The organism is Bradyrhizobium altum (genome assembly GCF_020889705.1).
Classification (GTDB): Bacteria; Pseudomonadota; Alphaproteobacteria; order Rhizobiales; family Xanthobacteraceae; genus Bradyrhizobium; species Bradyrhizobium altum.
Map to the genome: position 1 here is coordinate 1 of NZ_JACMYP010000187.1, position 18011 is coordinate 18011.

Here is an 18011-nt window from a genome sequence, read left to right on the forward strand (position 1 = left end):
GATCGCGCATCAGGGGCTCGAGTGCCGCCACCAGCGCGTCGACATCGCCGGGCGGCGTCAGCACGCCGGTCGTGCCGTCCTCGACCACGAACTCGGCGGCGCCCGCACGCGCGGCCACCAGCGCCGCGCCTGCCGACATCGCCTCGATCAAGGTCAGGCCAAAACCTTCATTGCGCGAGGTGAAGGCGTAGATCGTCAGCCGCTGGTACCAGCGCACGACATCCTCGATCGGCAATTCACCGGTGATGATGATGCGCGATTGCAGCCCGGCGGCCTCGATCTTCCGCTTCAGCTCATTAGCAAAGGCCAGTTGCTCCGGCACCACCGCGCCGACGATGACCGCAGTGAAATCTGGATGGCGCGGCAGCAGCCTGCACATCGCCTCGACGAACACGTCGCTGCCCTTCTGCGCGCGCACCCGGCCGAAGCAGCCAATCGCATAGCGCCCGGGCAATCCGCTTTCGGCGAAGGCGTTCGCACGATCGGCCGGCGGCGCATAACTGATGGTGTCGACACCATGCATCACAACGGTGGCGTCGCGCTTCAGATAGGAGGCCGACAGCGGGCTGGTCGCGATGACCGCATCCATGTTGCGGATCAGCCAGCGCGTCAGCCAGGTGTGATGACGCTGCGCGGCCGACGTGAACAGCAGTTTCAGCGGCCAGCCGAGCGCGCGCAGCAAAAGCCCGGCAATCATCTCGTCATTGCGCCGCGCGTGCCAGATCACAGGCCGGGCGCGCCGCCACAATCGCATCAGATCGACAAATCCCATCGCGTCGATGCCGTCCGGCCGGTGCGAGCCGAGCCAGGCTGCGCGAAACATCTTGGCAAGCTTCGGCGCGACCATGCGGTTGGTCGCGGTGACACCCGAATAGCGTCGGTGCAGATTGGGTACGATGAGCACGAGCTCACCAGCAGGTGTGTTCTCGATCGGCACGCAAGTCTCCGTTTCGCGCCAGTTCCTATACGCAACATTAAGCATAGTGGCCAGTTCGGCCGCGGCGAAACTCCCTCTTCACCGCACTCCCGCTAGCATCGCCGGTTAAAGATATCGGGAGAGCTCTATCCATGACCGTGCTCGTGACCGGCGGTGCCGGCTATATCGGAAGTCACATGGTTCATGCGCTGGTCGATGCCGGCGAGAGCGTCGTCGTCGTCGACAATCTTTCCACCGGCTTCTCCGCGTTCCTGCCCGAAGGTGTTCCGCTGTTCATCGGTGACGCCGGCGACGAGAACCTTGTCGAGGGCGTGATCGCACAGCACGGCATCGACAGCATCATCCATTTCGCAGGTTCTGTCGTGGTGCCGGACTCGATGCGCGATCCGCTCGGCTACTACCGCAACAACACCATGACGACGTGCAGCCTGCTCAACGCGGCGGTGAAGGGCGGCGTCAATCGCTTCATCTTCTCCTCGACCGCGGCCGTCTACGGCAATCCGGACCAGGTGCCGGTGCCCGAGATCGCACCGACGCGTCCGCTGTCACCCTACGGCTCGTCGAAGCTGATGACCGAGATCATGCTGCACGATGTCGCCTCCGCCCATGGCATGAGCTACGTCGTGCTGCGCTACTTCAATGTCGCCGGCGCCGACCCGGAGGGCCGCGTCGGTCTTGCCACCATCGGCGCCACCCATCTGCTCAAGATCGCGGCCGAGGCCGCGACCGGCCAGCGCGCCAAGATCGACGTGTTCGGCACCGACTATCCGACCCAGGACGGCAGCTGCGTGCGCGACTTCATCCATGTCAGCGACCTCGTCGAGGCGCATCGCTCGGCGCTGTCCTATCTGCGCGCCGGCGGGCAATCGGTGACCATGAACTGCGGTTACGGCCGCGGCTATTCCGTGCTCGAGACCATCGAGGCGGTGCGCCGGGTCTCGATGCGCAATTTCGCGGTCGCCTATGCCGCGCGCCGGCCCGGCGACATCGTGACCATGGTGGCCGATACCACCCGGATCCGCTCGCTGCTCGACTGGACCCCGCGCTACGACGATCTCGAGACCATCGCGAGCCACGCGCTGGCCTGGGAGGAGAAGTTGTTCCGGGAGCGCGGGGGCGCCGCGCGACAGGCAGAATCGGCCTAAAAATCAAGCCGTTATCAAGCCGTTATTGTACTTGAAAAAGCCCCGCCAAGCGGGCAAGGAGGTCCGCAACCCTGACGGCCGGCGCTGCCCGCCGTCAATGGAACGCGGATGGCTCAGTTTCCAAAGAAAATTACCGACGATCCCTACGGCGCGGCGATCCTGATTCGCCGCCTGGTCACGGAACAGGGGATCACCTACTGGCGGCGCTATCTGACGGCGTTCGCCCTGATGGCCGTTGCAGCCGGCTCGACCGCCGGCGCCACTTACGTGCTCGGCCAGGTGATCAACCAGGCCTATGTCGACAAGAACATCCCCGGCATCGCGATGTTTGCCGGGGTCACGGTGGTGCTGCTGTTCATCAAGGGCGTGGCGACCTACGGCCACATGGTGATCCTGTCGAAGATCAGCAACGCCATCCTGGCGCGGAACCAGCGGCAATTGTTCGCCAAGCTGATGAGCGAAAGCATCGGCTTCTTCTCGCAGCGGCACTCCTCGGAATTCCTGGCGCGGCTCACCGCCGGCGCCAAGTCGATCACCGACGTGCTCAACATGCTGGTCAATGCGATCGGCCGCGACTTCCTGATGCTGATCAGCATGGTCGCCGTCATGGTCTGGCAGGACCCGCTGATGTCGTTCATCGGGCTGGTGGCGGTGCCGCCGGCGATGCTGGTGCTGCGCAAGCTGGTGAAGCGGATCAAGGGCCTCGCCTACAACCAGTTCACCGGCACCGCCGACATCATGGAGACGATGCAGGAATCGCTGCAGGGCATCCGCACCGTGAAGGCGTTCACGCTGGAAGACACCATGCAGCAGCGGATCGACGAGAACATCGCGATCGTCGAGCGCAATGCCAACAAGATGGCGCATGTCGCCAACCGCTCCAACCCGCTGATGGAGATGCTCGGCGGCTTCGCGGTCGCCGGCTGCCTGATGTATGGCGGCTACAGCGTGGTGGCGCTCGGTTCCACGCCGGGCCAGTTTTTCACGTTCCTGACCGCCTTCCTGATGGCGACCGAGCCGGCCAAGCGCCTGGCGCGGCTCAACATCGACCTCAACAGCCAGCTGGTCGGCGCGCGGATGCTGCTCGAGGTGGTCGACAGCCCCGCCAGCGAGCAGACCGACGACGACAAGCCGGCGCTCAAACTCTCCGATGCGCGGATCGAACTGCGCGACGTCAGCTTCGCCTATCGGCGCGGTGAGCCGGTGCTGAACCGCTTGAGCTTCATGGCCGAGCCCGGCAAGGTCACCGCGCTGGTCGGTCCCTCCGGCGGCGGCAAATCGACGGTGCTCGCCCTGCTGCTGCGCTTCTACGAGACGCGCGAGGGCGACATCCTGATCGACGGACAGTCGATCCTGTCGGTCTCGCGCAAGTCGCTGCGCCAGCAGACCGCCTATGTCGGCCAGGACGTCTATCTGTTCCGCGACACCATCCGCGCCAACATCGCCTTCGGCAAGCCGGGCGCCACCGAGGCCGAGATCATCGACGCCGCCAAGGCGGCTTGCGCGCACGACTTCATCATGAGCTTCCCGCTCGGCTACGACACGCCGGTCGGCGAGCACGGGACGCAACTGTCCGGCGGCCAGCGCCAGCGCATCGCGGTCGCCCGCGCGCTGGTCAAGAACGCGCCGATCATCCTGCTCGACGAGGCCACCGCCGCGCTCGACTCGGAGTCCGAGAAGCAGGTGCAGGAGGCGATCGAGCATCTCTGCCAGGGCCGCACCACGATCGTGATCGCGCACCGCCTGCACACCATCATGCATGCAGACGCGATCCTGGTGGTCGAGGGCGGCGAGATCGTCGAGCGCGGGCGTCACGAGGATCTGCTGCGCCGCGGCGGCCGCTACGCCTCGTTCTTCCGCCTGCAGCATCACCACGACCCGTCGCCGCTGGCATTGGCGCCGATCAGCGCCACCGGCTAGAGCGTTTTTGAGCGAAGTGGAATACCGGTTCGCGTGAAGCAAACGCGTCAAGAGAAGAATCTAGAGCTGCGTTCCGATTCTATCGGAACGCAGCTCTAGGGCTCATCCCTTGGCGACAATGCCTGCGCGCAGCACGCGCAGGACATTGCCGCCCATGACCTTGCGGATGTCGTCCTCGGAGAACCCGCTCGACATCAGCGCCTGGGTCACGGCGGCGATCCCGCTCGCATCAAATCCCGTGGTGGTCGAACCGTCGAAATCCGAGCCGAGGCCGACATGGTCGATCCCGACCAGGTCGCGGACATGGGCAATCGCCCGCGCGACATTGTTCGGATCGAGCGAGCAGACCGCACCTTGCCAGAAGCCGATGCCGACCACGCCGCCGGTCCGCGCAACACCCCTGACCTCATCGTCGGTGAGATTGCGGTTGACCTTGCAGGTCGCCTGAACGCCGCCATGGCTCGAGACCACCGGACGCGTCGCCATCGCCAGGACATCGGCGACCGCTGCGTGGCTCGCATGGGCGAGATCGACGATGATCCCCATCGCCTCCATCCGCTGCACCACCTGCCCGCCGAGCGGCGTCAGTCCGCCTTTCGCAACGCCATGCATCGAGCCTGCGACGTCATTGTCGAAGAAGTGCGCGAGACCGGCCATCCTGAATCCGGCGGCGTAGAGCACATCGAGATTGTCGATGTTGCCCTCGAGATCGTGCAGGCCCTCGATCGACAGCATTCCGCCAACCACCGTCATGCCGTTCTTGCGATCCGCCAGCAGGCGATCGATCTCGGCCGGTGTCGTGATCACGCGAAGCCGTCCGGCGGACTTGTCGGCAAAGCTGCGCAATTTCTCGGCATGCCATAGCGAGCGCTGCAGCAACGAGAACCACGTCCGCATCGGCTGCAGATCGATGATGGCGAGGTTCGTGATCGTGTCGGTGTCGCCGGCATTGGCATCATAGTTCTGGCCCTCGGGCGACTTGGTGACCGACGAAAACACCTGCAACGCGTAGCGGCCCTCGATCAGCCGCGGCAGGTCGATATGGCCGCGATCGGATCGCGCGATCAGGTCGCGCTTCCACAACAGGCTGTCCGCATGCATGTCCGCTACGTCGAGCGTCGCCTGCAAGGCCTGCGCGGCGGGCGTGATGTCCACGGCCACGCGCTGGACCTTGTTCTGCCCCCGGTCGATCCGTTCCGGGGTCACCACAAAGAAGCGAACAGCGGAGGCGAACAAGACAGCTGCAACCAGCGCAAGGCCGACCGAAAGCCATCTTCGCATCGGCATCACCGCTCTCGCCCGCCAAGGGCGGCCGCGCCCGGCGGAAAGCTGGCCTCACGTCTGCGCCTGGTGCAGCCGCGGCCCCTAGCCCCCAGCGCCGTAACCGCGTAAATACGGCCCGCGCTCCCTCCTTCAACCCTCCGGGACCCGTTCATGAACGCCGCCTCCACCGTCATTCCGCTTCCCCCGCAGCCCTCGCTCCCCGTCGTCGGCGAATCCGGCACCTATCCGGTCCGCCGCATCTGGTGCGTCGGCCGCAACTACCTCGAGCATATCAGGGAGATGGGCAATGACGAGCGTGCGCCGCCGTTCTTCTTCGGCAAGCATGCCGACATGCTGGTGCCGGACGGTGCAACGATCCCCTATCCGCCGCTGACCAAGGACCTGCATCACGAGGTCGAGCTGGTGGTGGCGATGAAGAGCGGCGGGCTCAACATTCCCGCCGACAAGGCGCTCGAGCATGTCTACGGCTATGCCGTTGGCATCGACCTGACCCGCCGCGACCTGCAGATCGCCTCGCGCAAGAAGGAGCGGCCCTGGGAGATCGGCAAGTCGTTCGACTATTCAGCGCCCTGCTCCGCGATCCAGCCGGCCTCGAAGATCGGCCACCCCTCCAGCGGCAAGATCTGGCTCACCGTCAACGGCAAGGAAGCGCAGAAGGGCGACCTCACCGAATTGATCTGGAACGTGCCTGAAATCATCTGGCAGCTCTCGCAGCAGGTGAAGCTCGCCGCCGGCGACATCATCATGACCGGCACGCCCGCCGGCGTCTCGCAGCTGCAACCCGGCGACAAGCTCGAATGCGGCGTCGACGGCGTCGGCACGCTGAAAGTATCGATCGGCAAGCCGGAGTAGACGCCGGATCCGATCCACCAGCAGACCGCGGCCCCGAACTTGGTTCGGGGCCGTTGCTTTTTCAGAATTGCTCGTGGCCGGGATGGTTGGGGTCGCCGAGATATCCGCCGCCTCCGCTGCCACCGGCACTGTCACCGCTGTAACCAGTTCCGAGATAGGGCGGCGGATCGACCGGCTGGCGATGCGGGCCGCCCGAACCGCCCGGGGGCAATTTCGCGCCCACATTCTTCGGCGGCGCCATGTGAAGTCCGCCGGCATGCGCAGAGCTCAGCGCGGTAACGCCGAACCCGACAACGGCAGCGAAGGCAAGAAGCGAATTGCGTGTCATGCGACGTCTCCTTGAACTCGGGCCGGGGCACCATGCGCCAGCTCCGACGCCGCACGCTTCGCACGATCGCACCGGCTTGGCTGTGAGGTGGGTCACGCCCATTCCGCGGCCACTTCCGGGCGACATCGCATCGCCCCGGGAAACCCCGGACCAGGGGTCAGGGGCTTTCGGCTGCGCGTGGTCAGCGCATCGTGCCGGGCATGCAGGGCGGCTCGGTGAAGGGAGCGGTTGCGAACGATCCGACGTTCGGCGCGCGCACGCAATCAGTCGTCTTGCTGCTGACCGGTGTCGTCGTTGTCGTCGTCATTGAAGCATGGGCGCGCCGCACCGCAACATTGTTGCTGGCGGCCGAGGCCTGAGCCGAGAACGCAGCTGCCGCAACCAGAGCAAGCGTCACGAAGGTCAATTTGGTCATCGGGTTTCTCCGCACGTGGATGAAGCCGACCAAGCTCGGCTCCTGTGACTAATGACTGTCGATGCCGGAAAATTATTTCATCACGCGCGATCACCGAACCGCGAGCGCCCGATCACATCAGACGGACCGGGGAATACCGGGACGACAGAGGCACTCCATTTCATCAAGGCCGCGCACAAACGCGGCGATGACGGTATGGAGATTCTCATGAGCGATCTTCGACGACTTGGCAGACGACTTGGCCTGGCTGCAATTCTGTCCGCGACGATGGCTACCTCTTGCTTCGCACAGGCGACGGTCCAGCAACCCAGTGCATTTGCCTCAAATGAAACCGCGACGCGGCCATGGTCGGCGCCGGTCGGTCATCGCCAGCCGCGTGCCGCCGATATTCCGGCAGCGGCGTCGGCATCGCAGCAGATCATCGATCAGGAGGACGCGATCGTCGACCGCAAGATCAAGGGCATTTGCCGCGGCTGCTAGCTTCTAATGCTTTGCTGCGGCCTGCGACGCGGCTGGGCCGAGATGCGTCTTCTCGTATTCGAGCCACAGTTCGAGCAGTGCCATGAATGCGACCACCGCACCCGCCGCGATGGCAAAATGCATCGCGCGGGTGTGCGTGAAGCCGAGCAACCAAGACGAGGCGATCAGCCAGCATCCGACGAACAGATTGATCCATTCCTCCCAGATCGAGAACGCGAAGATCGCCGCCAGCGACATGATTGCGATCGCGGCACCGCTGATCCACAGATCGATCGCCGCCGTCGGGTTGGCGTGCGCAGACAGCCACGGCGCTGCGAGCAGGAAGATCGCCGCGACGAGGTTATAGAGATCGAGCGCCGATTCCTTTCGCCATTTCATCGCCATTTCGCCATTTGCTCCTCCCGTGCTGTCTCGAACTCACCGCTGATGCGCGGTCGCGGCATTGATGTCCTTTCCCGTGTAGTCGGTCATCAGCGCGGTTGCGACCAGCGTGATGACGGCGCAGAGCGCGATGTAGGCCGCGATTGCAATCGACGAATGATAGGTGCCGAACAGCCATGCGGCGATCAGCGGCGCCGGACCGCCGGCGATCACCGATGCGAGCTGGTAGCCGAGCGAGGCACCGCTGTAGCGCAGGCGGCCGGTGAAGCTTTCGGCGATCAGGGCGGCCTGCGGCCCGTACTGCATGTCGTGCGGAATGAGCGAGAGAATGATCGCGAGGAAGATGATCGACGCCGATCCGGTATTGAGCATCGCGAAGTAGATGAAGCCGAAGATGCCGGTCACCAACGCGCCGATCATGTACATGTTCTTGCGGCCGATCTGGTCGGACAGATGTCCGAACACCGGGATCGAGACGAACGACAGCACCGAGGCCGAAAGCACCGCGGTCAGCAGGAAGTCGCGCGACATGTGCAGCGTGCCGACGCCGTAGGAGAACACGAAGGCGGTGAAGATGTAGAACGGCGCCTGCTCGGACATCCGCGCGAAGGCGGACAGCAGGATCTCCTTCGGATGGTCGCGGATCACGGTCAGCATCGGCGTGCGGTCGAGCTGACGCTCGGCCACCAGCTTGGCGAAGACCGGCGTCTCCAGAATGCCGAGCCGGATGTAGAGGCCGACGCCGACCAGGATGATACTGAGCGCAAACGGAACGCGCCAGCCCCATGCCAGGAATTGGTCGCCCGACATCTGGCTGAACGCCAGCACGGCAAGGTTGGCGAGGAACAGCCCGCAGGGCACGCCGAATTGCGGCCATGACGCGATCAGGCCGCGGGAGCGATCGTTGCGCGCCCATTCCATCGACATCAGTACCGAGCCGCCCCATTCGCCGCCGACCCCGACGCCCTGGATGAAGCGCAGCACAGTGAGGATCACCGCGCCCCAGATACCGATGCTGGAATAGGTCGGCACCAACGCGACCGCCGCGGTCGCCAGTCCCATCAACAGCAGCGTCGCGATCAGCGTCGACTTGCGTCCGATGCGGTCGCCAAAGTGGCCGAAGATCGCGGCGCCGATCGGCCGCGCGATGAAGCCGACCGCATAGATGGCGAAAGCCTCCAGCGTGCCGACCCGGGGGTCGGAATTCGGAAAGAACAGCTTTGCGAACACCAGGCCGGTAATGGTGCTGTAGAGGAAGAAGTCATACCATTCGATCGCGGTCCCGACCGTGGAGGCGATGACCGCGCGGCGCATCTGGAGCTGATGTTCGGCTGGCGAGAGCTGGTTGGCGTCGAGGCCAGGGGTTAGGCCGAGTGTCGGGCCGAGCGTTACCATGGGAGCGTCTCCCTCGGACAAGCCCCCGGATGGATTTTGACCGTTTGGGTCGTTTGAACACAAACGACATCGCGCCCCGGAAAGTTCCAACGCAACGGAACGTGGAGGCTAGAACTTTAGTCGGCCGTGGCGACGATCGAAGCCATCGCCTGCCCACAGGTGGCGCGAAGGATCGCGCCACCTGATACGCCCCGCGGACTCTAGGCCTGATCGCTGCGCCGATACGGAACGTAGCGCGGCGTCCAGACCTTGGCCTGGATGCGCGCCTCGACCTGGTCGATCGGAATATCCTTGGCGAGCCCTTCCTTGTGCGCCTGCAGCGCGACCGCCAGCGCCACCGTCAGCGAGACATCACGCAGCGCGCTGACCGGCGGCAGCAGATTGTGCTTCGGGTTGTTGCGGGCCGGCGAGACGCTGGCCAGCGCCTTGGCGGCGGCCATGAACATCCCGTCGCTGACCCGGCTGGCGCCGACCGCGAGCGCGCCGACACCGACGCCCGGGAAGATGTAGGAATTGTTGGTCTGGTCGACCTTGAAGCGCGCGCCGTCGCGCGTGATCGGCGGGAACGGGCTGCCGACGCCGATCAGTGCCCGCCCTTCGGTCCACGCCTCGATATCGACCGGCGTCGCCTCCTCACGCGAGGTCGGGTTCGACAGCGGGAAGATCACTGGCCGCTTGTTGCACTCGGCCATCGCGCGGACGATCGGCTCGGAGAACGCACCAGCCTGGCCGGAGACGCCGATCAGCACGGTCGGCCTGGCGTTGCGCACGACGTCGAGCAGCGCGATCTTGTCGGGATGGTTGAGCTGCCAGCCCGCGATCGCCTGCTTGCTCTGGACAAACGGCAACTGGAACGGGGCGAGCCCGCTCATGCCCTCGAGCAGCAGTCCGTCGCGGTCGACCATGAAGAAGCGTTTCGCCGCCTCGCTCTCGGACAGGCCGGCATCGATCATCGCCGCGCGGATCAGGCTGGCGATGCCGCAGCCGGCGGAGCCCGCGCCGAACACCGCAACGCGCTGCTCGGTCAGCGGCACGCCGGTGACGTTGATCGCGGAGAGCAAGGCGCCGGTCGCGACCGCCGCGGTGCCCTGAATGTCGTCGTTGAAGGTCAGGAGCCGGTCGCGGTAGCGCTCGAGCATGCGCGTCGCGTTGTTCTTGGCAAAATCCTCCCATTGCAGCAGGACGCGCGGCCAGCGCTTCACCACCGCCGAGACGAACGCCTCGATGAAGTCGTCATAGGCCTGGCCGCGGACGCGCTCGTTGCGCCAGCCGATATAGAGCGGATCGGCCAGGCAGTCCGGATTGTCGGTGCCAACGTCGAGCAGGATCGGCAGCGTCGTCGCCGGATGCAGGCCGCCGCAGCCGGTGTAGAGCGCGAGCTTGCCGATCGGGATGCCCATGCCGCCGGCGCCCTGGTCGCCAAGACCGAGGATGCGCTCGCCGTCGGTCACCACGATCGCCTCGACATGATCGAAGCGCGGATGGGCGAAAATGCGGTCGATCCGGTGCTGGTGCGGAATGCTGAGGAACAGCCCGCGCGGCTTGCGAAACAGCCGACTGAATTTCTGGCAGCCCTCGCCGACGGTCGGCGTGTAGACGATCGGCAACAGCTCTTCCAGGTTGCCGACCAGGAGCGCGTAGAACAGCGTCTCGTTGGTGTCCTGCAGTTCGCGCAGGAAGGCATAGCGCTCAATGTCGGTCTCGTAGCCGCGCAACGCCTCGAGGCGGCGCGAAACCTGCTCGTCCAGCGTCAAGATATTGGGCGGCAGCAGGCCATGCAGGTCGAACGCCTCGCGCTCGGCCTCGGAGAACGCCGTGCCCTTGTTCAACTGCGGATCAGCCAACAGCTCGTAACCGCTCAGCGCAGTCGTCGCAAAAGCTCCAGTAGTCTCCGACATGGCAAGATCCCCTTCAATGCGAAACGCCTGATCGGACTCTATCACGCCCGTGTAACGGATCGGAGCGCGAAGGCACCGCGCCGCGCAAAGTTGAACGGCACCGGCGTGGCGTGCATCAGCCCGGTGGAGTTTCGGCCAGGCGGCCATCAGCGCTCATCCGGACTAAGGCAACGCGCTGCCGCTGCGCCTCCGGACAGACATCAACATACCTTGGTATGGCCTCTCTGATTCCTTGTGATGCCCTGTACCTACGCTCGTACAGTTGAGCGATGGCGGGCGATTTTTATACTCGCGGCCACTCCAACGGGCGACCAACGACTGCGGGCGCAAAAAGTGTTCCGAAATCTGTGATCGGGATCACTGCACCGAGGCGTGAAGCGCAGGATTATCGCGAGTAGCAGGTGTCGACTGGAACGCGGGTTCTCGAGGAACACTCACATGATCGTCAACATTCAGAAGCTGAACGGCCTGTGGCACCTCATCGTCGGGTCGTGCACGATCCGCACTCCGTTCCTGGAAACCCAGAACCGGGAGTGGGTCGTCGCCTATGCCCGGCGAGTCTACCCCGGCGCCAAGGTTTTCGAACGCGACTGATGCCGTTGCGCTTCACAGCTCACACCCAGACAAAAAGCCCCGGTTTGCTCCGGGGCTTTTGCGTTCAACGCGGCGCGGCCGCTGCCTTCACCGCAGCGCCGACACCACGATCAGGCCAAGGATCAGCGCAGTCACGGAATACTTCAGCGTGTAGTACACGTTCCGGTTCCACTCCTTGACCTTGCGGCTGGCGAGATGAACCTCGTAGAGCTTGCCGAACACCTTGTTCAGCGCGCCGACATGCTCGCCGTCGACGTTCTGGGTCGCCGACGCCTTGACGATGTTGTGGCTGACCCAGCGATTGATCCGGGTCATGAAGCCGTACTTCATCGGGCGCTCGACGTCGCAGAACAGGATGATGCGGTTGACGTCGGTCTTGTTCTCGGCGCTGTGGATGAAGGTCTCGTCGAACATGAAGGCTTCGCCGTCGCGCCAGACGCATTCGACGCCGTCGACCAGGATGCGGCACGCGTTCGAGTTCGGCGTCACCAGGCCAAGGTGATAGCGCAGCGAGCCGGCGAAGGGATCGCGATGCGCCCCGAGCTTGCCGCCGGGCGGCAGCATCGCAAACATCGCGCCGTGCACGTTCGGGATCGAGTTTAGCAGCTCCACCGTCTTCGGGCACAGCGTGCGCGCCGAGGGCAGGAAGTCGTCGTACCATTTCAGATAGAACCGCTTCCAACCGCTCTTGAAGAACGAATAGAAGCCCCAGTCGTTGTTCTTGGCCGCGGCGCGGATGAAGCCCTCGTCGAACAGGCGCGTCGCCTCGTCGCGGATCGTCTCCCAATTGTCGGAGAGCTTCTTGAGCTCAGGAAACTGCTCCACCGGAATCACCGGCGTGTTGGGCACGGCGGAGCCCGCATACATCAGCACGTTGTAGGGCGCGAGGTAGGTCGAGTGATCGCCGAGCTGGCGGGCGAAGCGCAGCCGTTGCTTGCCGCGGAAGTGGACGTAGAGCGTAGAGGCCACCAGCACGTAGAGAATGACGAGCTGCGGCGCAAAGAGTTGTCTCAACATGGTCCGTCTATGATCGCAGCGCGCCGATGCTCTCCATGCACCGCCCCGTAGCAGCCTGGACCCTCGATGGGCGGCTTAGCCCGGGCGGCGAAGCGCAACGCCCACCGCGAAAACTCCCCTTGTTTCATCCTGACTTGGCACTGCGGCGATATCCGACGTGGGCCGGAAGCCCGCCGCGGTGTCGCCCGGCAGAACGATGTAAGCGTTCGCTCATCGATTTGAAGCGCCGCGCCATTGCAGGATCAACCCTGTGGCATCGAGGACACATTATTCGCCATTGACAAACTGATTAGATAATACCTAATTCCGCGACCCGCCAAAGAACGGGGACATCCAAGAGGAAATCCAGCAGGAGGAATGATGAGACACGTTTTGGCGGCGGCCATGATCGCGGCGATGACGACGGCCGCGCACGCCCAGGTTTCCGATGACGTCGTGCGCATCGGGGTGCTGACCGACCTGTCGAGCTGGGGGCGCGACAACTCCGGTCCAGGCTCGGTCGAAGCCGCCAAGATGGCGGTCGAGGAATTCGGCCCCACCGTGCTCGGCAAGCCGATCGAGATCATCTCGGCCGACCATCAGATGAAGACCGATGTCGGCGTCCAGATCGTGCGCGGCTGGTTCGACAACGGCAAGGTCGACGCCGTCGTCGACATTCCTAACTCCGGCATTGCGATCGCCGTGCACAACATGGTGCGCGAGCGCAACAAGATCGCGCTGCTGTCCGGACCCGGCGCGAGCTCGCTGACCGACGAGCTGTGCAGCCCCAACACCGTGCACTTCACCTACGACACCTATGCGCTGTCGAAGGTCACAGCGTCGGCCGTGATCGCGGAAGGCGGCAAGTCCTGGTATTTCATCACCGCGGACTATGCCTTCGGCCAGCAGCTCGAGAAGGATGCGACGCGCTTCATCAACGAGATGGGCGGCAAGGTGCTCGGCAGCGTGCGGCACCCGACCAACACCGCCGACTTCTCCTCCTTTGCGTTGCAGGCGCAGAGCTCGAAGGCGGACGTGGTGGCGTTCGCCAATGCCGGCCAGGACACCGACAATTCGATCAAGCAGTCCGGCGAGTTCGGCCTCGTGCAGGGCGGCCAGAAGCTGGTCGGCCTCCTGATGTTCGACACCGACGTGCATGCGATCGGGCTCAACGCCGCGCAAGGCACCTACATGACGACGGCGTCCTACTGGAACATGGACGAGAAGACCCGTGCCTGGTCGAAGAAATTCCACGCCCGCACCAACGTGATGCCGACCATGATCCAGACCGGTGTGTATGGCTCGGTGCTGCATTATCTCAAGGCGATCCAGACCGCCGGCACCGATGATCCGAAAGCGGTGATGGCCAAGATGCGCGAGCTGCCGATCGAGGACACCTTCGTGCATGGCGGCAAGCTGCGCGAGGACGGCCGTGTCATCCGCGACATGTATCTGGCGAAGGTGAAGAAGCCCTCGGAATCCAAGGAGCCGTGGGACTATCTCGACATCATCAAGACGGTGAAGGGCGAGGACGCCTATCGTCCGGTGTCAGAGTCCAAGTGCCCGCTGCTCAAGAAATAGGATCGATCGCGTGGCCAACGAAGAAACGTATGACTGCGACGCGCTCGTCGTCGGCTCCGGTTGCGCCGGGCTGTCGGCAGCGGTCACCGCCGGCCATCACGGCCTGAAGGTCCTGGTGGTCGAGAAGGAGCCGCGCTTCGGCGGCACCACCGCGCGCTCCGGCGGCTGGCTGTGGATTCCCGGTACCTCGCTGGCCAAGGCCTGGGGCATCGAGGAGAGCCCTGATCAGGCAAAAACCTATCTGCGCCATGAAGCCGGCAACAGCTTCGACGCGGCGCGCGTCGATGCGTTCCTGACCGAAGGGCCGAAGGCGGTCGACTTCTTCACGACCAGGACCGCCGTGCGCTTCGACATGCCGCTGACCTTCCCAGACTATCATGCCGAAGCGCCCGGCGGCGCGCAGGGCGGCCGCTCGATGGTGACGCGGCCGTTCGACGGCCACGAGCTCGGCGATGCCCTCAAAAATCTCGGCAGCCCCCTGCCCGAACTCACCGTGTTCGGCATGATGCTCGGCTCCGGCAGGGAGATCGTCCACTTCATGCGCGCGACGCGGTCGCTGACCTCGGCGGCCTATGTCGCCAAGCGGCTGTCGAAGCACGCGATCGACGTGATGCGCAACGGCCGCGGCATGACGCTGACCAACGGCAATGCGCTGGCCGGCCGGCTGGCGAAATCCGCTTTCGACTTGAATATCCCGCTCTGGCTCAATTCGCCGGTGCGCCAGTTGATCGTCGAGAACGGCGTGGTGCGCGGCGCGGTGATCGCGCGCGAAGGCCGCACCATCCGCGTCAACGCCAAGCGCGGCGTCGTGCTCGCGTGCGGCGGCTTCCCGCATGACGTCGCGCGGCGCCAGAAGATGTTTCCGCATGCGCCGACCGGAAAGGAGCATTATTCGCCGGGGCCTGTCGGCAACACCGGCGACGGCCTGCGGCTCGCGGAATCGGCCGGCGGCCGTATCGAGGACTCTCTGCCGAATGCCGCGGCCTGGGTGCCGGTCTCGGTCACGACGCGGAAGGACGGCTCGAAGGGCGTGATGCCGCATTTCATCGACCGCGCCAAACCCGGCGTGATCGCGGTGATGCGCGACGGCAAGCGCTTTGCAAATGAAGGCAATTCCTACCACGACTTCGTGCAGGCGATGATCAAGGCAGCGAAGCCCGGCGAGGAGATCGCGGCCTATCTCGTCTGCGATCACGAGACGCTGCGCAAATATGGACTCGGCTGCGTGCCGCCGCGCCCGATGCCGCTCGGCCATCACTTGAAGACCGGCTATCTCAAGCGCGGCGCGACGCTGTCCGAGCTTGCCGCGCAGGCCGGCATCGATGCGAAAGCGCTCGAGGCGACCGTTGCGGCGTTCAACACGACCGCGGCGGAGGGCCGCGACCCTGCCTTCGGCAAGGGCTCGCGCGCCTACAACCGCTATCAGGGCGATGCGCTGCACGGCCCCAATCCGTGCATCGCGCCGATCCAGCACGGGCCGTTCTACGCCATCAAGATGGTGGTCGGCGATCTCGGCACCTATGCCGGCATCCGGACCGACGCCAATGCCCGCGCGCTCGACGCCGACGGCCAGCCGATTGCGGGCCTCTATGCCGCCGGCAACGACATGGCGAGCATCATGGGCGGGAACTATCCCGGCGCCGGCATCACGCTCGGCCCCGCGCTGACCTTCGGCTACATCGCCGGCAAGCACATCGCCGGCGCAACAGAAGAAAGAAGCGCGGCATGAGCACGATGGCGACCCTGCTCGCAGGCAAGCGCGCATTGGTGACCGGCGCTGCGCACGGCAACGGCCGCGCCATCGCGCTTGGCCTCGCGGCGCATGGCGCCGACGTCGTAGTCGCCGACATCGATCGCGTGGGCGCCGAGCAGACCGCAGGCGATATTCGCCAGCGCGGCCACACCGCCTGGTCGTTCGAGCTCGACGTGACCGATGCCGAGGCATGCACCGCCCTGGCGCAGAGAATAGCGCGCGAGGTCGGACCGATCGCGATCCTGGTCAACAATGCCGGCATCATCATCCGTGAGGGCATCTCTTCGCCGCGCGCGCACGACAATTGGCGGCGGGTGCTCGACGTCAACCTGACCGGCACCTTCAACGTCACGCATGCGTTCCTGCCGGCGTTGCGCGAGACACGCGGCGCGATCATCAATCTCGGCTCGATCGCCTCTTTCCTCGGCGTTGCCGATACGCTGGGCTACGCGCCGTCCAAGGGCGGCGTGAAGCTCCTCACCCAGGCGCTCGCCCGCGAGCTTGCCGCCGACGGCATTCGCGTCAATGCGATCGCGCCCGGCGTGATCGAAACGGCGATGACCGAAGCGACCCGCAACGACCCTGCCCGGCTCGCCGGCTTTCTGGGCCGCACGCCGCTCGGCCGTGTCGGACAGCCGGAGGAGCTGGTCGGTCCGGTGGTGTTCCTGGCGTCGGAGCTGGCATCTTATGTGAACGGCGTGACCATGCCGGTCGACGGAGGGTTTCTCGCCGTATAAGCACGTTGTCGAAGAACTGACGGGGCGACATGACGAGAGAAAGCCGCGGCATACAGTCGATCGAGGTCGGCGGAGAATTGCTCCGCGCGCTCGCCCGCAGCGGCGAACCGATGATGCTGCGCGATCTCGCCCGCGAAGCCGGCATGCCGCCGGCCAAGGCGCATCCCTATCTCGTCAGCTTTTCCCGCATCGGCCTGATCGAGCAGGACGAGACCACCGGCCGCTATGAGATCGGGGCGCTCGCGCTCGAGCTCGGCCTGATCAGCCTGCGCCGGCTCTCCGCCGTGCGGATCGCGACGCCGCGGATCGCCGCGCTCGCCGACAGCATCAATCATGCGGTGTCGCTGTCGGTCTGGGGCACCCACGGGGCGACTGTGGTGCGGCTCGAGGAGCCGAGCCATCCCGTGCATATCGCGATGCGCGTCGGATCGGTGGTGGCACTGCTCGAAACGGCGACCGGCCGCGCCTTCGCCGCCTTCATGCCGCCGAATGCCGTCAAGACGGCGCTCGAGAGCGGCCTCGACCGCCTCGGCGTCGGCTACAATCCGAAACGCGAGACCATCACCGCGAAGACCACGGAGATGCTTGCCGAAGTTCAGAGCCGCGGGCTCGCGCGCGCGATCGGCGATCCCCTCCCCGGCGTCAACGCCTTCGCCGCCCCGGTGTTCGATCACGCCGGCCACGTCGCTTTGGTCATCACTGCGATGGGCCCGGAAGGCACCTTCGACGCCGGCTGGGACAGCGCGATCGCAACCGCGCTGCGTGATTGCGCGAGCGACATCTCGCGGCAACTCGGGCACGGCACGGTGCGGGCGTCGGGGTGATGCTCCAGCTTTTCCGCCGTCATTCCCCGGTGCGAACGCGAAGCTGCGTCCCAGCCCACATCTGTCATCGCCCGGCTCGATGTTTAGACGGGACAGATCGCTGACAGGTGTTCGGAGACATAGCTGACACGTCAAAATTGGCAGGATTGGTCGATTCGGGAGGCCGTCCATGCCGTGGAACGAGGTGTCGGTGATGGATCAGCGACGAGAGTTTGTGCGGCTTGCTCTGCAGGAAGGAGCTAACCGGCGAGAGCTGTGCCGGCGATTCGGGATCAGTCCTGATGTCGGCTACAAGTGGCTGAAGCGGTGGCAGGCTGGCGATCGGGAACTGGCGGATCGGTCTCGTCGTCCGAAGTCGATGCCCAAGCGTAGCAGCGCTTTGGTGGAAGCGCAGGTGGTGGCGGTCCGCGACAAGCATCCGGCCTGGGGAGCGCGCAAGATCGCCCATTGCCTGAAGCGGGATGGGCAGGTTGTGCCGGTGGTTTCCACGG

Annotated in this window: 18 protein-coding genes; 10 read left to right on the forward strand and 8 right to left on the reverse strand. The window is 65.0% G+C overall.

Going from position 1 to position 18011, the window contains the following annotated elements:
• The coding region (locus H8B02_RS33290) for a glycosyltransferase family 4 protein (protein WP_229170129.1) at nucleotides 1-931 on the reverse strand (931 nt) is incomplete at its 3' end.
• Nucleotides 932-1068: 137 nt separating this feature from the next.
• On the opposite strand from H8B02_RS33290, the gene galE reads away from it, so the two are divergent.
• Together galE and H8B02_RS33300 are read left to right on the forward strand one after the other, a co-directional pair.
• Nucleotides 1069-2082: a UDP-glucose 4-epimerase GalE gene (gene galE / locus H8B02_RS33295; protein ID WP_229170113.1), complete on the forward strand. Its 1014-nt coding sequence runs from the start codon at nucleotides 1069-1071 to the stop codon at nucleotides 2080-2082.
• A 108-nt stretch (nucleotides 2083-2190) separates the two neighbouring features.
• A complete protein-coding gene (locus H8B02_RS33300) occupies nucleotides 2191-4002 on the forward strand; it encodes an ABC transporter ATP-binding protein (RefSeq protein ID WP_229170114.1) in 1812 nt (603 codons plus the stop codon).
• A 102-nt stretch (nucleotides 4003-4104) separates the two neighbouring features.
• Here H8B02_RS33300 and H8B02_RS33305 read toward each other — a convergent pair whose 3' ends face one another.
• Nucleotides 4105-5289 carry a dipeptidase gene (locus H8B02_RS33305; RefSeq protein ID WP_229170115.1) on the reverse strand — a complete coding sequence of 395 codons (1185 nt, stop codon included), beginning with the start codon at nucleotides 5287-5289 and terminating at the stop codon, nucleotides 4105-4107.
• A 147-nt stretch (nucleotides 5290-5436) separates the two neighbouring features.
• Between H8B02_RS33305 and H8B02_RS33310 the strand changes: the two genes are divergently transcribed.
• Nucleotides 5437-6138: a fumarylacetoacetate hydrolase family protein gene (locus H8B02_RS33310; RefSeq protein ID WP_229170116.1), complete on the forward strand. Its 702-nt coding sequence runs from the start codon at nucleotides 5437-5439 to the stop codon at nucleotides 6136-6138.
• Nucleotides 6139-6199: 61 nt separating this feature from the next.
• On the opposite strand, the gene H8B02_RS33315 is transcribed toward H8B02_RS33310, so the two are convergent.
• Together H8B02_RS33315 and H8B02_RS33320 are read right to left on the reverse strand one after the other, a co-directional pair.
• Nucleotides 6200-6466 carry a hypothetical protein gene (locus H8B02_RS33315; RefSeq protein ID WP_229170117.1) on the reverse strand — a complete coding sequence of 89 codons (267 nt, stop codon included), beginning with the start codon at nucleotides 6464-6466 and terminating at the stop codon, nucleotides 6200-6202.
• Nucleotides 6467-6647: 181 nt separating this feature from the next.
• Nucleotides 6648-6881, reverse strand: a complete 234-nt coding sequence (locus tag H8B02_RS33320; protein ID WP_229170118.1) for a hypothetical protein — start codon at nucleotides 6879-6881, stop codon at nucleotides 6648-6650.
• 51 nt (nucleotides 6882-6932) lie between these two features.
• Between H8B02_RS33320 and H8B02_RS33325 the strand changes: the two genes are divergently transcribed.
• Nucleotides 6933-7361 (forward strand): hypothetical protein, encoded by a 429-nt coding sequence (locus H8B02_RS33325; protein ID WP_229170119.1) that lies wholly within the window; start codon nucleotides 6933-6935, stop codon nucleotides 7359-7361.
• 3 nt (nucleotides 7362-7364) lie between these two features.
• On the opposite strand, the gene H8B02_RS33330 is transcribed toward H8B02_RS33325, so the two are convergent.
• The 3 genes from H8B02_RS33330 to H8B02_RS33340 all read right to left on the reverse strand — a co-directional run bounded on the left by H8B02_RS33330 (nucleotide 7365) and on the right by H8B02_RS33340 (nucleotide 11035).
• On the reverse strand, nucleotides 7365-7739 hold the full coding sequence (locus H8B02_RS33330; protein WP_229170120.1) for an SPW repeat domain-containing protein: 375 nt from the start codon (nucleotides 7737-7739) through the stop codon (nucleotides 7365-7367).
• A 39-nt stretch (nucleotides 7740-7778) separates the two neighbouring features.
• The gene (locus H8B02_RS33335) at nucleotides 7779-9137 is read right to left on the reverse strand and encodes an MFS transporter (RefSeq protein ID WP_229170121.1); all 1359 of its coding nucleotides are present in this window, start codon (nucleotides 9135-9137) and stop codon (nucleotides 7779-7781) included.
• Between the two features lie 200 nt (nucleotides 9138-9337).
• Entirely contained in the window at nucleotides 9338-11035 is a 1698-nt protein-coding gene (locus H8B02_RS33340; RefSeq protein ID WP_229170122.1) for an NAD-dependent malic enzyme, read from the reverse strand.
• Between the two features lie 438 nt (nucleotides 11036-11473).
• On the opposite strand from H8B02_RS33340, the gene H8B02_RS33345 reads away from it, so the two are divergent.
• Nucleotides 11474-11629: a hypothetical protein gene (locus tag H8B02_RS33345; RefSeq protein ID WP_198964751.1), complete on the forward strand. Its 156-nt coding sequence runs from the start codon at nucleotides 11474-11476 to the stop codon at nucleotides 11627-11629.
• A gap of 87 nt (nucleotides 11630-11716) precedes the next feature.
• Here the strand turns inward: H8B02_RS33345 and H8B02_RS33350 are convergent, their stop codons facing one another.
• Nucleotides 11717-12646 carry an aspartyl/asparaginyl beta-hydroxylase domain-containing protein gene (locus H8B02_RS33350; RefSeq protein ID WP_229170123.1) on the reverse strand — a complete coding sequence of 310 codons (930 nt, stop codon included), beginning with the start codon at nucleotides 12644-12646 and terminating at the stop codon, nucleotides 11717-11719.
• Between the two features lie 357 nt (nucleotides 12647-13003).
• Here H8B02_RS33350 and H8B02_RS33355 point away from each other — a divergent pair, with 357 nt between their 5' ends.
• From H8B02_RS33355 to H8B02_RS33375, 5 genes are all read left to right on the forward strand, one after another.
• Nucleotides 13004-14206 carry an ABC transporter substrate-binding protein gene (locus H8B02_RS33355; protein WP_376711740.1) on the forward strand — a complete coding sequence of 401 codons (1203 nt, stop codon included), beginning with the start codon at nucleotides 13004-13006 and terminating at the stop codon, nucleotides 14204-14206.
• 10 nt (nucleotides 14207-14216) lie between these two features.
• Nucleotides 14217-15935, forward strand: a complete 1719-nt coding sequence (locus H8B02_RS33360; protein WP_229170125.1) for an FAD-dependent oxidoreductase — start codon at nucleotides 14217-14219, stop codon at nucleotides 15933-15935.
• Nucleotides 15932-16696, forward strand: coding sequence for an SDR family NAD(P)-dependent oxidoreductase (locus H8B02_RS33365; RefSeq protein WP_229170126.1), 765 nt, complete (start codon nucleotides 15932-15934; stop codon nucleotides 16694-16696). The genes H8B02_RS33360 and H8B02_RS33365 overlap by 4 nt, the downstream gene beginning before the upstream one ends.
• Before the next feature lie 29 nt (nucleotides 16697-16725).
• On the forward strand, nucleotides 16726-17520 hold the full coding sequence (locus H8B02_RS33370) for an IclR family transcriptional regulator (protein ID WP_229170127.1): 795 nt from the start codon (nucleotides 16726-16728) through the stop codon (nucleotides 17518-17520).
• Between the two features lie 169 nt (nucleotides 17521-17689).
• Nucleotides 17690-18011: helix-turn-helix domain-containing protein (locus H8B02_RS33375; RefSeq protein ID WP_229170128.1), on the forward strand; the 322-nt coding region annotated here is incomplete at its 3' end.

Coding starts and splice junctions, on each gene's coding strand:
- galE (WP_229170113.1), top strand. CDS start 1,069: ATGACCGTGCTCGTGACCGGCGGTGCCGGCTATATCGGAAGTCACATG.
- H8B02_RS33300 (WP_229170114.1), top strand. CDS start 2,191: ATGGCTCAGTTTCCAAAGAAAATTACCGACGATCCCTACGGCGCGGCG.
- H8B02_RS33305 (WP_229170115.1), bottom strand. CDS start 5,289: ATGCCGATGCGAAGATGGCTTTCGGTCGGCCTTGCGCTGGTTGCAGCT.
- H8B02_RS33310 (WP_229170116.1), top strand. CDS start 5,437: ATGAACGCCGCCTCCACCGTCATTCCGCTTCCCCCGCAGCCCTCGCTC.
- H8B02_RS33315 (WP_229170117.1), bottom strand. CDS start 6,466: ATGACACGCAATTCGCTTCTTGCCTTCGCTGCCGTTGTCGGGTTCGGC.
- H8B02_RS33320 (WP_229170118.1), bottom strand. CDS start 6,881: ATGACCAAATTGACCTTCGTGACGCTTGCTCTGGTTGCGGCAGCTGCG.
- H8B02_RS33325 (WP_229170119.1), top strand. CDS start 6,933: ATGACTGTCGATGCCGGAAAATTATTTCATCACGCGCGATCACCGAAC.
- H8B02_RS33330 (WP_229170120.1), bottom strand. CDS start 7,739: ATGAAATGGCGAAAGGAATCGGCGCTCGATCTCTATAACCTCGTCGCG.
- H8B02_RS33335 (WP_229170121.1), bottom strand. CDS start 9,137: ATGGTAACGCTCGGCCCGACACTCGGCCTAACCCCTGGCCTCGACGCC.
- H8B02_RS33340 (WP_229170122.1), bottom strand. CDS start 11,035: ATGTCGGAGACTACTGGAGCTTTTGCGACGACTGCGCTGAGCGGTTAC.
- H8B02_RS33345 (WP_198964751.1), top strand. CDS start 11,474: ATGATCGTCAACATTCAGAAGCTGAACGGCCTGTGGCACCTCATCGTC.
- H8B02_RS33350 (WP_229170123.1), bottom strand. CDS start 12,646: ATGTTGAGACAACTCTTTGCGCCGCAGCTCGTCATTCTCTACGTGCTG.
- H8B02_RS33355 (WP_376711740.1), top strand. CDS start 13,004: ATGATGAGACACGTTTTGGCGGCGGCCATGATCGCGGCGATGACGACG.
- H8B02_RS33365 (WP_229170126.1), top strand. CDS start 15,932: ATGAGCACGATGGCGACCCTGCTCGCAGGCAAGCGCGCATTGGTGACC.
- H8B02_RS33370 (WP_229170127.1), top strand. CDS start 16,726: ATGACGAGAGAAAGCCGCGGCATACAGTCGATCGAGGTCGGCGGAGAA.